Raw genomic sequence first — 15,342 nt, forward strand, 5'->3', positions numbered from 1 at the left:
CTGGCAACAATTGCTGTTCGAACGCCCCTGTCGAACGGCTGGTACTCAATACTCTGCCAAAGTCGCTGCCCGGGCACTGAACCCGGAAAGCAACCCAAGCGCTAGAAAAACTCGATCGCATTGTCGGCCGGCTTCGGAGCCGGACGCGGACGCTGCTCCTGGGCAACAGCCTTCTGCGTCTCGACACCCGTCAATGCATATTGCCGGGCACGGCCGCTGAGCGGCCAGTATTCGAGCTTGCGACCGTGGTCGCCGCCCGTGCTTTCGCCGACAACCTGAATGCCTTCGTCCATCAGGAACTGCCGGGCGAACAGGGCATTCTGTTCGCCGACATTGGAGAAGCGGGCAATCGTCTTCGCACCACCGAAAATCTTCGCCTCCAACCGCTCACGACGGGCGCCCTTCTTCAGAAGCCCGTTGATCAGCAATTCCATCAGATGCACGCCATAACGCGTCGCATCTCCCCCTGATGAAATCGCATCCGCCGAGCCCGGCAAAAGAAAGTGGTTCATTCCACCAACACCTGCGATCGGATCACGCATGCACGCAGCCACGCAGGAGCCGAGAATGGTCGACAAAACGACGTCAGGATCATTGACCACTTTCCATTCACCCTGGATGACATGCACACGCTTGATCGCAGTCTCAGTGATCATTTCAATGCCCCGAACACAGCTTCGATCGCTGCCTTCATTTTTTCGATGGTGAAGGGCTTGGCCAGCACGTTGTTGGCACCGAGTGCTGCTGCCTTGGTCACGAGTGCGCGGTCGCCCTGTGCAGTCAGCATGATGAAGGCGGCCTTCTTGGTGGCCGGATTGCTGCGCACGGCCGCGAGGAGACCGAGGCCGTCCATCTTCGGCATGTTGAAATCCGAGATCACCAGGTGATGCGGCTGCGCCGCCATGATCTTTGCACCCTGTTCGCCATCGCCTGCGACGGTGATCTGCTTGAAGCCGAGCTGCTGCAGGGCATCGCCCAGCAACAGGCGGCTGGTAACCTGATCGTCAACGATCAGAACTTTGATTTTTTCCGCTAGGGACATTTATTCGCTTCCTTCTCTTCGGGCGGCGGTGCTTTTCAATACTTCTTCCCCGATTGAGCTGAGGGGTAGTTGTGTTTCGACGGCGCCCAGTTCCCAGGCAACCCTCGGCATTCCATACACGATGCAGGTTTTTTCATTCTGACCGAATGTGCGGGCACCTGCGTGGCGCATTTTCAGGAGACCGGATGCGCCGTCACGGCCCATTCCGGTCAGGATCACTCCGACTGCATTCCGGCCGGCCAGTTCCGCGACCGAGTCGAACAGCACATCCACCGAGGGGCGATGGCCGTTGACGGGTTCGCGGTCCAGCAGACGGCAGCTGGGCGAAGAAGGATTGACGACCTGGAGGTGGCGTTCGCCACCCGGCGCCAGATAAATCTTGCCGATCTCCAGACGGGCACCATCCGTCGCCTCTTGCACGGTCGGGGCGCAGAGGCGGTTCAGGCGTTCGGCAAAGCTCTTGGTAAAGGTATGCGGCATGTGCTGCGTAATCAGCGTGGGCGGGCAATTGGCAGGGAATTTCTGCAGGACGGCGATCAGCGCCTCGACACCGCCGGTGGACGAACCGATGGCAACGATCTTGCGGCCGGCCCGGTAGTCCGCAGCACCGGTATTGGTGTTGGCGGCGCTCGGGGTTGCGGCCTTGTTGCCGGAGATGATGAATTTGCGCTGCGACCGTGCGGCCGCCTTCACCTTGTCCGCGAGGTCGCTGAACGGACGCGGATCACCCGGCAAGGGCTTTCCGACGCAATCGAACGCGCCGATTTCAAGCGCCGCGATCGAGGCTTCAGCCCCCTTGTGCGTCAGCGTCGACACCATGATGACCGGCATCGGCCGTAGCCGCATGATCTTCTCAAGAAATTCCAGCCCGTTCATGTTGGGCATTTCGATATCGAGCGTGATGACGTCCGGATCGAGGTCCTTGATCGCCTGGCGCGCCTGCATGGCATCGGCAGCCTGGCCGACGACCTGGACTTCGGGGTCGCTGCTGAGGATTGCCGTGATCAGGCCACGCATGGTGGCGCTGTCGTCGACGACAAGAACGCGGGCCGCGGTCATCAACGCCCTCCCTTGCCGGTATAGCGGTAGGTGGTGATACCGATATTGTCGAAGACCGACTTGGCATCACCGGAAACCCGCTCGGAATGGCCGATATAAAGCGTGCCCTTGGGATTGAGCATACCGGCGAACCGGGTCCAGATTTTCTGCTGCGTCGGCTCGTCGAAATAGATGACGACGTTGCGGCAGAAGATCACGTCGACCTGGCCCTTGAACGGCCACTGCGCCATCAGATTCAGCTCGTTGAAGGTGATCAGTTTCTTGACGCGGTCATCGACCTGCCACTTCTGACGGCCATTGACGTTGACCTCGGAGAACCACTGCTTGCGCATGGCCGGGGTAACGGTCTCGAGCGCGGTCGCGTCATAGGCGCCAGCCCGGGCGAGCGCCAAAATCTTCGGGTCGATATCGGTCGCCAGAATCTTGAAGTCGTAATCGGTAACGTTCGGCATCATCGACAGCACGGTGAGCGCGATCGAATAGGGCTCCTGCCCGTCCGAGCAGGCTGCCGACCAGATGCGCACGCGGCCACCGGCCTTGGCCCGCGCCAGGAGCTCCGGCAGCACATCGGTCTTCAGGTGCTCGAAATGATGGTTCTCGCGGAAGAAGCGCGTAAAATTGGTGGTCAGGTGCGAGAGCATGTCGCGGCGTTCGGCGGCACCGGCCGGCGAGGAGACCAGCTGGCAATATTCGCGAAAACCCTTCAGGCCGAGATTGCGGATATGCTTCGAAAGCCGCGAATAGACCAGCGAGGCCTTCGATTCGTTAAGATAGATGCCGGCATCGGCATAGATCATCGCAGCGATTTCCGCGAGGTCGCGGCGCGTCAGCGGATATTCGCCGCTCGCCAGGCACTCATCGGGGGGCAATCTGCTGTCAAAGGCGGCCGGCATGCTCATGCAGCTTCACTTTCAGAATGAGGGAAGACTGCTTCCAGTTCGATCAGGCAGATCATGCGCTTGTCGATCGCCAGGACACCGCGGGCAAAGGTCCGCTCGAATTCAGACGTCATGTCCGGCGTCGGCTGGATGTCTTCTTCGTTAATCGTCAGGATGTCGGACACCGCCTCGACGAGAAGCCCGACGACCTTGTCCATGACCTGGGTGACGATGATGACGTGGCGCACGGTCGGCTCCGTCGGTTTCATGCCCAGACGCGCCGACAGATCGATGATCGGCAGCACGACCCCGCGCAGATTGATCACGCCAAGCACATACCCTGGCGCATGCGGCATCGGGGTTGCCTTGGTCCAGCCCCGAATTTCCCGCACCGACATTACGTTGACGCAGAATTCCTGATCACCAATCCGGAATGCGATGAGTTCGCGCCCCGCCTTGGTCAGAGTTTTTGCGAGAGACGTCATAAGCCTATCCTGCAACAGCGAGTAATGATTCTTGTTGCAGGGACTGGCCACGCGATGCTGCGACAACAGCATCTACGTCCAGGATGAGAGCGACGCGGCCATCACCGAGAATGGTGGCGGCGGCAATGCCGGGCACGTGCGTATAATTGGCTTCCAGGCTCTTGATGACCACCTGGCGCTGGCCCTGGATGGCATCGACCATCAGCGCGCGCTGGCCGCCGCCTTCGGATTCGACCAGAAGGGCTACGCCTTCGACCGGATTGGCCTGGGTGGCGCGGAAGTTCAGGATGCGACCGACATCGACCAGCGGGCAGAAGGAGTTGCGGATCGAGATCAGGCGCTGCGTCGCACCAAAGGAATGGATCGACGCGGCATCCGGCTGCAGGGTTTCGACGATTGCCGTCAGCGGCACGACCAATGTCTGGCCGGCAACCGTGACCACCATGCCGTCGAGGACGGCGAGCGTCAGCGGCAGGCTCATGCTGAAGACGGAGCCATGGCCCGGCTTCGACGAGATGTTGATACGGCCGCCCAGCGCCTGGATCGAGCGCTTGACGACGTCCATGCCGACGCCGCGACCGGAAAGGTCGGACACCTTGTCGGCGGTGGAGAAGCCGGCGTGGAAGATCAGGTTGTCGATTTCCTCGTCCGACAGGTTGGCATCGGCGGCGATCAGGTCGTTGTCGATCGCCTTCTGGCGGACCTTCTCGCGGTTGATGCCGGCGCCGTCGTCGGACAGTTCGATGACGATACGGCCGGAACGATGCTTCGCGGTCAGCTTGACCGTGCCTTCGGCGGGCTTGCCGGCGGCAAGGCGCTTCTCGGGCATTTCCAGGCCGTGGTCGACCGCGTTGCGGATCATGTGGGTCAGCGGCTCGGCCAGCTTGTCGATGACCGTCTTGTCGACTTCGGTGTTTTCACCTTCCGTGACGAGACGAACCGACTTGCCGGTAATGTCGGCGATTTCGCGGACGGTACGGGCCATGCGCTGGAAGACCGGCTTCACCGGCTGCGCGCGGATGGCCATGACCGAGTCCTGGATCTCGCGGGTAAGCTGCTGCAGTTCTTCCAGACCCATGTTGATCGAGGAGACGCCGTTCGAGTCATTCTCGATGACGCTTTGCGACAGCATGGCCTGGTTGATGACAAGCTCGCCGACGAGGTTGATCAGGCGATCGACGCGGTCGAGATCGACGCGGATCGTCGGGGCAGCCGCGGAAGAGGCCTGCTGGGCATTGTTCTGGGCGGCGGCAGCGGCGGCACCCTTGTCGCCGGCGGACGCACGGGCGGCATTGCCGGTCATCTGCAGCACATTGCTGGCCGTCTCGGCGGCGGCGACCGCTGCTTGCTGGGCAGCAGCGAGCCGTTCTTCTTCCTCGACCACGCCGATCGGTGCGTCCGGCTCGCCATCGAGCGCGGAAAGATCGAACGGAACCGGCTGCATCGGCAGCTCGTCGTCATTGCCGGCACCCGCTTCACCGGCGTAGAGAGCCGTCACGTCGAGATCGCAATCCCACTCGGCGAATTCGAACACCGCACGGATGGCGTCTTCGCCCTTGTCGGTCTTGATCGAGATCTTCCAGGAGAAATAGGCGGTTTCCGGGTCCATCTGGTCGAGGCCCGGCAGGCTGTCCATATTGCAATGGATGCTCATCTCGCCAAGACGCGAGAGGTCGCGCAGCAGGAGCGTCGCTTCGTTGCCCTTGGTGTAGAGTTCCGATTTCGGCTTGAAGACGATGTCGTAGGACGGAAGGTCGCTTGCCGCTTCGTCCTCGCCGCCAAAGTCGTCGAAGGAGAATGCGACCGGCATGAAACCTTCATCATTGGCCGCCGGGGCCGCGACGACGGGTGCTGCGGCGGGCGGCGCTTCGCCCTTGGCGAGTGCCTCCAGTTCGCGGATCAGCTGTACCGAGCGGGCCTGATCGACGCTGCCGCCATCGCGGGCAACATTCGTCAGGTCGGCCAGGACGTCGGCCGATTTCAGCATGACCTTCAGGACTTCCTGGGTCGGTTCCAGCTTGTTGGAACGAACGCAATCAAGCGTGGTCTCAAACACGTGCGCGAAGGAGACAAGATCATCCAGCCCGAAAGCTCCGGCACCACCCTTGATGGAGTGGACCGCACGGAAAACCGCGTTCACCGTTTCCGGGTCACGGTCGCCATCATTGAGCCTCAGGAGACCGGATTCCAGTTCAGCGAGTTGCTCCTCGCATTCCTGGAAGAAAATCTCTTTGATTTCGTTCATATCCATGGGGGCAATCCTGGCTTTAAGCGGTTACGCGCTCGATGGCATCGATCAGTTTGGTCGGATCGAAAGGCTTGACGATCCAGCCGGTCGCGCCAGCCTGGCGGGCACGGTTCTTCTTTTCAGCATCGCTTTCCGTCGTCAGGACGAGGATCGGGATGGCCCGGAACTTCTCGTTGCGACGCACGCCCTCGATGAAGCCGAAACCATCGAGACGGGGCATGTTGATGTCGGTGACGATGACGTCCGGATTGGCGTCTTCCAGAACTTCCAGACCCTCGATGCCGTCTTCCGCCTGGATCGTTTCGAACCCGGCATTGTTCAGTGTGACGAGAAGCATGTTCCGGATGGTTCTGGAATCGTCGACTGTGAGAACTTTCTTTTTCATGTCTCAAATCTCCTTTGCCATCAGGTGATCGATATTCACCCCGATGAGCTGTGTCGTTTTCGTGAATGCGTCCGACACCTTCGCGAAGGTGAACGACTGTTTATCCTCTTCCCAGCTTTTCGCTCCGGCCATCAGGACCTGAACGCACAGCGCGCCGATCCGCTCGACCGAGGAGGCATCGATGACAATCGCGTTCCCGCGCAAACCCATCAGCTTGCCGTGCAGCGCATTGGCTTCGTTCAGGTCGAGGACCGGCGCGAGGCTTAAACTTTTCTGAGCGGCCTTCTTGGTTGCCATCTCTACTTTCCTTGTCTAACTGGGAGTAATTTACACAGATGGTTCGACTGGCTTTCCGCGCGCGGAACGAACCGGACACGCTGAACTTCGAAAATCGCCGAGGACGGCGGATTGTGCTTGTGGCAGCTCTGCATCAGCGCCCCCATCCGGCAAGGCGGTCCTGAAGACCGTATCCATCGTCGACCCCGTCCACGGCCTCGTCGGCTTCTTCGTCGCGTTGCGCGATCCCGATCCGCGCCTTGGCTGGCGTCGAAGCCTGTGCCGACTGCCGCAGGACATGGAACTGGCGGATCGTCTGGCCGAGTTCGAGAATAACCGTCTGCAGGTCGTCGCAGGTTTCCCTGGCGTCGGCAGCCTGACCGGCGCTTGCTGCAATCTCGACACCGATACGGCCAAGGTCCGACGTCGCCGCTTCGAGGCTCGTGACCTGCCCGGCGGTTTCGACCGCGATGCCGGCGATCGCGTCGTTAATTCCACGAACCTGTTCGACGATGCTGCTGATCGCGTCCTGGGTGCGGCCGACGCGCTCGACGCCAGCCTCGACCTGCGACTTCGTGCTGGATACCAGCTGCTTGATCTCACGCGCCGCATCGCCGGAACGCTGTGCAAGCGCCCGCACTTCCTGGGCGACGACGGCAAATCCGCGTCCGCTTTCACCAGCGCGTGCGGCTTCGATGCCGGCGTTCAACGCCAGGAGATTGGTCTGGAAGGCGATCTCGTCGATGACGCCGATGATCTGGCCGATCTTTTCAGCCGAAGCCTCGATATCAGCCATGGCGGAAATCGCCTGTCCGGCGATCTCGCCGCTGCGTTCGGCGGACTGACGGGTGGCCGCTACATTTTTTTCGGCCGCGTGTGTCTGGACAGCATTCTGCCTGACGCGTTCAACGATCGTGGCGAGCGAGGCAACGGTATCACCGAGGGCGTCTGACTGTTCGCGTGCCTTTGCCGAGAACTGGCCGGTCTGGCCGGTGAGCTGCTGCGACGAGGTTTCCATGATGGCCGCCCGATCCGACAGGCTGACGACCTGGCGCTGCATGCCGTCGAGCGCGTCGTTCAGATCCTGCGCCAGCGGCTGATAGGCGGCGGCCCCGTCGGTCGGTGCGCGGACGGACAGGTCGCCCCGGCCCAATGCCTGGGTGACATCGCCGAAGATCGCCAGTGCCTCGGCTTCGCCCGCCTTGCGCTGTTCGGCAAGGGCGCGCTGATGGCTGTGACGCTGCTCGTTGAAGCGCAGCGAAACGGAAATCTCGGTATCGACGAAAACGGTGCGCACCAGTGCGGCGACGAGATCCGCAAGCTCCTGCCTGCGCGATTTGCCGAGCGGCAGAACCGACTTCGGCCAACATTCCTGGATCATCGAGCAGATCAGGCGCTCCAGGACGACCGCGTGACCGGCGATCTGCCAGCGCGGATCGAGACCCATCTTGCTTTCGGTATCGGAGAGAACCTTGACGCGCTCGGCATAGAGGCTGTCGAAACGGGCATCCGTCAGGACACTCCAATGTGACGCCTTGAGGTCGTGCAACCGATCGATCTGGCGATCGCTGGTGAAATGGCGCGCGGCATCGGGAAATGTCTGGAGGCGCTGGAACAGGTCGCGCAATGCCAGTTCGACCTGGGCGCCGAGCGACTGGCGGTTCTTGCGCAGGACATCGGTCTGGTCCGCGTCGAGGCCAGCAAAACGCAAGCGCTCGAGCAGGCTGCCTGCCTGAGCCTTCCTGGTCTGATCTGGCGACTTTTCCTGCCTCACGCTATTCCCCGGTCTGCTACGCAATTCTTGAAAACCGATCGGCTCTCACAAGTATTCTCAAAGAAATTCAAACTGCTTCTGCATGTCCGCCCACCTTGCGGCCTGCGGCTCCCTACCCTTCACCAACCGATCAAGACCGACGCCCGGCATCCCCGCCTGCACGTGCCTGTGGAGACGGCAGCCATGCCGCCAGCCACGGCACACGGCCGCTTCATTCTCATTGTCAATTTGGTGAAGTGCATACCGGATCAAGACCGGTTCGGCGGTGCGGCGTCATGCCATGTCAGGAAACAGAATTTCCCACTCCGACGTGTGAGACCATGTTTATGGTTAATTCCTTGCTTGAAGGTTAACGGTTGGTAGCCCCTATCTTCTTTCACTATTATTGGACCTATATCGCAGCAACCCGATGCTGGCCGGGCGTTTGCGCCAGACAGAGAAACAACAGGTTCTCAATGGTAAAACTTGGGAGTTGCACTGTTGAGGGCAGTTTATTAACTAATGCCTATTCTGACCGGAGCAAGCCATGCGCAAGCATAGCCGGTCATGTTGAAACGGCATCATGACGATGACGTAGAAGGGACGAGCAATGATTGTTCTGGGACTGAGCGCCGTGCTTATCGCCACCCTCACGATGGCAGCGATCTCTATCCTCCTGAATATCGAGGATGATCGCAAGTCTTTGAACGCGCGGATTTTTTAAAGTCCATCCCGTCAGACACGACTTCACTTGCCGGCGTTGCTGCGCGCCAACACATCTCTTCCCGATTTTTACTCAGACGCGGTCTGAACGGTTCGCCTCGGCGAACCATGCCTCCGCATAGGCCCTGTATCCCGCGGGTGGGTCGGCGCTGAATCGCGTCGTATGAACCTGCGCCCGGCTGCCATCGGCCAGGCAGGCGGCACCGAGGCTGGTGCCGGTGGCGCTCTGGCTGCCGGTCAGCACCGGCCGGCCCGTGGCGGCGGCCAGCATGCGCAGATAGGCCTGGTTTCCCGCAAACGGTCCCTCGACGACAATTTCCCCCTGAGCCCCGATCAGGTCGAGGCAGGTCGCCGTCATCAGCGCCAGATGAAAGGACACAACGGCGAGACGTTCCGATGATGTCAGCGATGCCTCGTCGCAGGACCAGCGCGCCTTGGCATGCGGGAAAGGTCCGGAACCCTCCGGCAGCGAGGGGAAAAGCATCCATTGCCGATCCGCGACAACGGCTTCGGCCTCATCCGATGCCGTGACCGGCAGGTCCTGCATCAGCGTCGAGAAGGCGCGTCCGCCCATGAACCGCGCCGAGGGCACGGGATCGCCGAGCGCATTGACATTGATCAGCGTATCGCGCGCCTCGTCCAGCGCCACCTTCCTCGCCCCCATCGCCATGATCACCACCCAGGTTCCGGTGGAAACGACGGAGAACGGTGCCGGCCGCGTCAAGACATGCGGCAAAAGCGAGGAGTTGGAATCATGGATGCCGCAGAAGACCGGCAGGCCCTGGGGCAATCCGGTGTCCTTGGCCGCCTGCGCCGTCAGGCCGCCCAGCAGATCACTTGCCCGGCAAACCGGCGCGAACAAAGACCGCCACCCGCGCGCGTCGACCATGGTGGAAAAATCGCCGGTATAGGGGTTCCACAGGTCGGTATGGCATCCGAGCGAGGTCAGTTCGTTGGCGAGCACGCCGCTGAGGCGATAGGACCAGTATTGCGCATAGGTCAGGATGGTCGCGACATCAGCGAATTGCTTCGGGTAGGTCCGTTCCTGCCAATAGATTTGCGCGCCGATATTGAGCCCCATCGGCAGGCGGGCCGCGCCGGTCTCCGCGAAAGGCGGCCGCACCTTGTCGTACTCCGCCGAAAGCCTATCCGGCCCGGTAAATTCATAGTCCAGCAGCGGCAAAGCGAGATCGCCGTTCGCATCAAGCAGCACCGCCGTCGCGCCATGGGTGGTCACGGATATTGCATCGACCGGCGTTTCCGCATTCAGCGCGGCGAGGCTCTCGGCGATGAACCGCCACAGCCGCTCGACATCGAAATGCGGATATAGCCCGTCAGGCGACACGCAGTTGGCGGTCTTGCGCACAGCGGTCTCCTCGAAGCGATCGAGATCGACAAGCGCGACCTTGGCATTCGTCTTGCCGATGTCGATGACAGCGATGGTTTTCATGGGGTCACTTCATATGGAAGACGGTGGCCAAGGGCACGGCGACGGGCTCGTTGTCCGCCTTCGTTTCCATGATATCGGCCATATAGGCCCACCATTTCTGCATCACCGGATGCGATGACAGGTCCGCCATCGTGTGATCGTCGCGGCGCCAGAGGACGCCAAACAGGAGGCTGGTCTCCTCATCGAGATGAATAGAGTAATCGGATACGCCGGCATCGGTCAGAAGCTGCGACAGTTCCGGCCAGATCGCATCATGGCGAGCCTTGTATTCCTCCGTCATACCGGGATTGAGCCGCATGCGGAAAGCGTATTTTTCCATGGAGCGTTTTCCTTTAACGCGCTGCCCGGCGTCGGACACGGGACCAGATGATCGGCAGTGCGATGACGCAGATCAGCAGCGCGCCGATGACGATCGACATGACGATGCCGGGCACGTTGAGGAGGCCGAGGCCGAAGGTGACGAGGCCCATGATGAAGGCAGCGATGACGACGCCCTGGATGGTTCCGGAACCGCCGAGGATCGAGACACCGCCGAGAACGACCATGGTCACCACTTCCAGTTCCCAGCCGACCGCGATCGACGGGCGGGTGGAGGCAAGGCGCGAGGTCAGCAACACAGCCGCGATGCCGGACATCAGGCCCGTCAGGCAGAAAAGGATGAACTTGACGCGCTCGACCCGGACACCGGAGAATCGCGCCGCAACGGGGTTATTGCCGATGGTGAAAACCTGACGGCCGAAGTTGGTGTGGTGCAGCAGCACATAATAGAGAAGCGCGAAGACCAGAAAGAGCGCGAACTCGAAGGACACCACCCACCAGACATAACCCTGGCCGAAATAATCGAAGCCCGGGGGATAGCCTTTGAACGCCTGGTCACCGAGGATGATATAGGAAATGCCACGAAAAAAGCTCATCGTGCCGATTGTCACGACGATCGACGGCAGGCCAAGGCCGGTGACGAGAAAGCCGTTGAAGAGGCCGCAGATCAGGCCGGTCAGGATGCCGATCGTCACGAGGCCCGGCACACCGACGCCAAACTGCAGGGCAACGCCCATCGCGGTCGAGGCAAGCGCGATGATCGAGGCGACAGAGAGATCGATTTCACCGGCGATGATCAACAACGCCATGGCGAGCGCGATGATCGCCTTTTCGGTGAAGTTGAAGGTTGCATCCGACAGCGACCAGGGCGACAGGAAATAGGGCGAGGCGAGCGAGTTGAGGATGAACAGGACGATCCCGACGATCAGCAGCAGCATCGGCCAGGACAACAGGGCCGCACGCGCGGGGCTGTCGAGACGATCGGGGATATGCCGCGCTTCATGCGCTGTGTCTGTCATGACCTGGCCTCTGCTTCACGAAGAATAAGCCGGCTGCCGCGCTGTTCGCCCCGGGCGTTCAAGACGACGGCCAGGATGATGGCGGCTCCGGAAATCGCCATCTGCCAGAAGGGCGAGACGTTGATGACCGGCAATGCCGAATTGATGACGCCGAGAAACAGGGCGCCAAGGAGCGCACCGGCAACCGTGCCGACCCCGCCGGAAATGGAAATCCCGCCGATCACGCAGGCTGCGATGATCGTAAGCTCATAGCCCTTGGCGACCTCGACCGAGCCGATGACATAGCGGGAAACCCAGAGGTAGCCGCAGAAGCCGGAGAGCAGACCGGAAATCAGGAAGGTTGCGAACTTGATGCGGCCGACATCGATGCCGGCATAGACCGACGCCGTTGGGTTGACGCCGACAGCATAGATGGCGCGGCCGAGCGCGGTGCGCGTCATCAGGATGAAGAATGCCACGGCCACGACGATGGCGTACCAGGACAGAGCCGGCAGGCCGAGGAACTCCATGCGGGTATATTGCACAAAAGCCGGGCTCAGCTTGTCGGCGTTGACCCACTGTCCACCGGCGATGAGGAAGATGATGCCGCGGTAAATGGTGAGCGTGCCCAGCGTCACGACGATCGCCGGGATGTTCAGGAGCCAAATCAACATGCCGTTGAAGGCGCCGAGGACAAGGCCGCACAGGCAGGACAAGAGCATCAGAACCGGGATCGGGATGACCGGGAAGGCCGCATTAATCAGCGCCACGATCATGCCGGTCAGCGCCAGATTGGACGCCATGGACAGGTCGATCGAGCGGGTGAGGATGACCGCCATCTGGCCGAGCGCCAGGATCATCAGCATCGCCGTATCGTTGAAGATACCGGCGAGCTTGTCCGGGGAGGCAAAGCCCGGCGCGCGGAAATTTGTTGCGACGACCATGGCCGCGACGATGGCGGCCAGCCAGAATTCGCGGGATCGGATGACGGTTTTCATGCCGCTTTCTCCCCAATGCCTGCGGCAGCGCGGACAAGTGTCTCCGCGTCGAAGCCACTATTCTTTTCGATGGTGGTGGCGATGCGGCCTTCGCGCATAACGATGATGCGATCGCTCATTCCCATCACTTCAGGAAGCTCCGACGAAACCATGATGACGGCGAGCCCTTGGGCGGCAAGCTCGCTCATGAAGGCATGGACGGCGGCCTTGGAGCCGATATCGATGCCCTTGGTCGGTTCGTCAAGAATGATGACGCGCGGCTTGGTCGCCAGCCACTTGGCGATGACCACCTTCTGCTGGTTGCCACCCGACAGTGTACCGGCATTCTGGCTGAGCGAGGCGGCGCGCAGATCGAGCCGCGTCGCGTATTCGCGCGCCAGCGCGAATTCCTCGGCCAGGCGCAGGAAGCCGCTTTTCGAGGTCCGGCGAAGCGAGGGAAGCGAGATGTTCTGGACGATCGGCATGTCGACCACGACGCCCTGCTTGCCGCGCTCTTCCGGCACATAGACGATACCGTTCTCGATCGCCGCCGCCGGGCTGCGAATGACGGCGATATCGTCGCCGATCCTGACAGCGCCCTTGGACGGCCTGGTAATGCCGATCAACGCCTGCATCAACTCGCTGCGGCCGGCGCCGACCAGGCCGTAGAAGCCGAGGATTTCGCCCTTGCGCAGGGTGAAGTTGATGTCGGCGAATTCTGTCGGGTGGCAATAGCCGGAGACGGTCAGCACGGTGTCGCCAAGCGTGGCTTCCTGCTTGGGGAAGACGTGCTCGACGGAGCGGCCGACCATCATGCGCACGATCGTATCCTGATTGGTATCGGCGATCAGGCCGCTGCCGACCATTTCACCATCGCGAAACACGGTGTAGCGATCGGCGATACGGTAGATTTCGTCAAACTTGTGCGAGATGAACAGGATCGCCTTGCCGCTCTTCTTCAGAAGCTCCATCAGTTCGAACAGGTCTTGTATCTCTTTATAAGAGAGAGCGGCCGTCGGCTCGTCCATGATCACCACGTCGGCCTCGATCGACAGCGCGCGCGCCACGGCGACCAGATGCTTGTTGGCGATGCTCAGATCCTTGAGCCGGGCATCGGGTGCGATATGGCCGGCGCCGATCTCCTGCAGCAGCTTCAGCGAGCGCTCGCGCATCACGCCCCAGTCGAGCGTCTTGAACCGGGTCTTCGGCGCATGGCCGAGATAGATGTTTTCCGCGACGCTCAGTTCGTCGAAAAGCACCGTTTCCTGATGGATCGCGGTGATGCCGAGCTTGAAGGCGGCATGCGGGGAAGACAGCGTCACCAACTCGCCATGGATACGGATCTCGCCTGCATCGGGCTGGTAGATGCCGGTCATGGTCTTGACCAGCGTGGACTTGCCGGCACCGTTTTCACCGATCAGGGCTGTCACCTGGCCAGGGTAAAGCTCAAGCGCGACCTTGTGCAGCGCGCGAACCCCGGGAAAGGTCTTGGTGATGCCGGACAGCGTGATCTTCGGCGTCGAGCGACCGGGCACGGTCTCGGACTTGGGTTGGGACAATGTCATGGGTCAGCTTCGTTTCAATCGGTTACGGCAATCGCCAGGCAAAGGCGCGCAAGGCAATCCGTGGGCCGCTTCCGCGGGTGAGGCCGGCGGCGAAAACGCCACCGGCCAACTGCGCAGGATCAATAGATCTTCGAGAATTCCTCGATGTTCGACTTGTCGAACGTGAACGGGGCGGCCATGGCGGCCGAGTTCGTATCGTCGAGGGTGATTTCGCCAACCTTGCCGATCGAGAACTTCGCGCCCGGCTTGGCTTCGGTGCCGCCGATCAACTGGTGGCTGAGGTAGACGGCGGAGTAGCCGAGGTCGATCGGGTTCCACAGGGCAACGGCCTGCGAGGAACCGTTGTCGATGAACTGCTTGAACTCGGACGGCAGAGCGAGACCGGTGACGTTGACCTTGCCGATGAGGTTGCCATCGGTCACGACCTGGGCAGCGGCAACAACGCCGACGGTGGTCGGAGCGATGATCGCCTTGAGGTTCGGATAGGACGAGATCAGGCCCTTGGCTTCGTTGGTGCTCTTGACCGAGTCGTCGTCACCGTAGACGACTGAAACCAGGTTGATCTTCGGGAATTTCTCCGGAAGGATCTTCTTGGCTGCATCGATCCAGGCGTTCTGGTTGGTCGCCGTCGAGGACGCCGACAGAATGGCAACGTCGCCGCCTTCCGGCAGGTAGTCAGCGGCGAGCTTGATGATGGTTTCGCCGATCAGGTTGGTGTCGGACGGGTTGAGGTGCATCTGACGGCCTTCCGCAGCAACGCCGGAATCCCAGGAGATGACCTTGATACCGCGATCCATGGCCTTTTTCAGAACCGGAACGAGAGCGTCCGGATCATTGGATGAGATGGCGATGGCGTTGACGTTCTGGGCGATCAGCGAGTTGATGATCTCGATCTGGCCTTCGGCGGTTGCCGAGGTCGGGCCGGTATAGATGACTTCCACGCCGCCGATTTCCTTGGCGGCATTTTCAGCGCCCTTGGCGGCGGCATCGAAGAAGCCGTTGCCGAGCGATTTCACCACGAGGGCGATCTTTTCCTGCGCCATTGCCGGCGCGGCCATCATGGTTGCCGCCAGAGCGGTTGTCAGGGCCAAAGTCTTCAGAAATTTCATTACGTTCTCCTCCCAATCGAGCCGCGCGCGCCACGATGGCCCGCCTTGTCCGGCTCTGTCCGTCAATTTCATTGGT

The 15,342-nt window shown here is 61.2% G+C and carries 15 protein-coding genes; all 15 read right to left on the minus strand.

Features of this window, described 5'->3' with window-relative positions; translation table 11 throughout:
• Positions 1 to 101: 101 nt before the first annotated feature.
• The gene (cheD, locus tag VL202_RS16535) at positions 102 to 656 is read right to left on the minus strand and encodes a chemoreceptor glutamine deamidase CheD (RefSeq protein ID WP_325465178.1); all 555 of its coding nucleotides are present in this window, start codon (positions 654 to 656) and stop codon (positions 102 to 104) included.
• The gene (locus VL202_RS16540; protein ID WP_325465179.1) at positions 653 to 1,042 is read right to left on the minus strand and encodes a response regulator; all 390 of its coding nucleotides are present in this window, start codon (positions 1,040 to 1,042) and stop codon (positions 653 to 655) included. Before VL202_RS16540 ends, cheD begins: the two co-directional genes overlap by 4 nt.
• Positions 1,043 to 2,104, minus strand: coding sequence for a chemotaxis response regulator protein-glutamate methylesterase (locus VL202_RS16545; RefSeq protein ID WP_325465180.1), 1,062 nt, complete (start codon positions 2,102 to 2,104; stop codon positions 1,043 to 1,045).
• Positions 2,101 to 3,000, minus strand: a complete 900-nt coding sequence (gene cheR / locus VL202_RS16550) for a protein-glutamate O-methyltransferase CheR (RefSeq protein ID WP_325465181.1) — start codon at positions 2,998 to 3,000, stop codon at positions 2,101 to 2,103. The genes VL202_RS16545 and cheR overlap by 4 nt, the downstream gene beginning before the upstream one ends.
• Positions 2,997 to 3,464: a chemotaxis protein CheW gene (locus VL202_RS16555; protein ID WP_325465182.1), complete on the minus strand. Its 468-nt coding sequence runs from the start codon at positions 3,462 to 3,464 to the stop codon at positions 2,997 to 2,999. The genes cheR and VL202_RS16555 overlap by 4 nt, the downstream gene beginning before the upstream one ends.
• Positions 3,465 to 3,468: 4 nt before the next feature.
• Positions 3,469 to 5,715, minus strand: a complete 2,247-nt coding sequence (locus VL202_RS16560; protein ID WP_325465183.1) for a chemotaxis protein CheA — start codon at positions 5,713 to 5,715, stop codon at positions 3,469 to 3,471.
• Between the two features lie 16 nt (positions 5,716 to 5,731).
• Positions 5,732 to 6,097, minus strand: coding sequence for a chemotaxis response regulator CheY1 (gene cheY1, locus VL202_RS16565; protein ID WP_056329642.1), 366 nt, complete (start codon positions 6,095 to 6,097; stop codon positions 5,732 to 5,734).
• A 3-nt stretch (positions 6,098 to 6,100) separates the two neighbouring features.
• Positions 6,101 to 6,394, minus strand: coding sequence for an STAS domain-containing protein (locus VL202_RS16570; RefSeq protein WP_325465184.1), 294 nt, complete (start codon positions 6,392 to 6,394; stop codon positions 6,101 to 6,103).
• A 133-nt stretch (positions 6,395 to 6,527) separates the two neighbouring features.
• Complete coding sequence (locus VL202_RS16575; RefSeq protein ID WP_325465185.1) at positions 6,528 to 8,147, minus strand: globin-coupled sensor protein; 1,620 nt, start codon at positions 8,145 to 8,147, stop codon at positions 6,528 to 6,530.
• A gap of 775 nt (positions 8,148 to 8,922) precedes the next feature.
• Positions 8,923 to 10,299 carry an FGGY-family carbohydrate kinase gene (locus VL202_RS16580; protein ID WP_325465186.1) on the minus strand — a complete coding sequence of 459 codons (1,377 nt, stop codon included), beginning with the start codon at positions 10,297 to 10,299 and terminating at the stop codon, positions 8,923 to 8,925.
• Between the two features lie 4 nt (positions 10,300 to 10,303).
• Positions 10,304 to 10,618 carry an L-rhamnose mutarotase gene (rhaM, locus tag VL202_RS16585; RefSeq protein WP_325465187.1) on the minus strand — a complete coding sequence of 105 codons (315 nt, stop codon included), beginning with the start codon at positions 10,616 to 10,618 and terminating at the stop codon, positions 10,304 to 10,306.
• Positions 10,619 to 10,631: 13 nt separating this feature from the next.
• Positions 10,632 to 11,636 carry an ABC transporter permease gene (locus VL202_RS16590; protein ID WP_325465188.1) on the minus strand — a complete coding sequence of 335 codons (1,005 nt, stop codon included), beginning with the start codon at positions 11,634 to 11,636 and terminating at the stop codon, positions 10,632 to 10,634.
• Positions 11,633 to 12,613 carry an ABC transporter permease gene (locus tag VL202_RS16595; RefSeq protein ID WP_325465189.1) on the minus strand — a complete coding sequence of 327 codons (981 nt, stop codon included), beginning with the start codon at positions 12,611 to 12,613 and terminating at the stop codon, positions 11,633 to 11,635. The genes VL202_RS16590 and VL202_RS16595 overlap by 4 nt, the downstream gene beginning before the upstream one ends.
• The gene (locus tag VL202_RS16600; protein WP_325465190.1) at positions 12,610 to 14,157 is read right to left on the minus strand and encodes a sugar ABC transporter ATP-binding protein; all 1,548 of its coding nucleotides are present in this window, start codon (positions 14,155 to 14,157) and stop codon (positions 12,610 to 12,612) included. The genes VL202_RS16595 and VL202_RS16600 overlap by 4 nt, the downstream gene beginning before the upstream one ends.
• A gap of 119 nt (positions 14,158 to 14,276) precedes the next feature.
• Complete coding sequence (gene rhaS, locus VL202_RS16605) at positions 14,277 to 15,266, minus strand: rhamnose ABC transporter substrate-binding protein (RefSeq protein ID WP_325465191.1); 990 nt, start codon at positions 15,264 to 15,266, stop codon at positions 14,277 to 14,279.
• Positions 15,267 to 15,342 lie beyond the last annotated feature (76 nt).

Source organism: Pararhizobium sp., assembly GCF_035497515.1.
Classification (GTDB): Bacteria; Pseudomonadota; Alphaproteobacteria; order Rhizobiales; family Rhizobiaceae; genus Pararhizobium.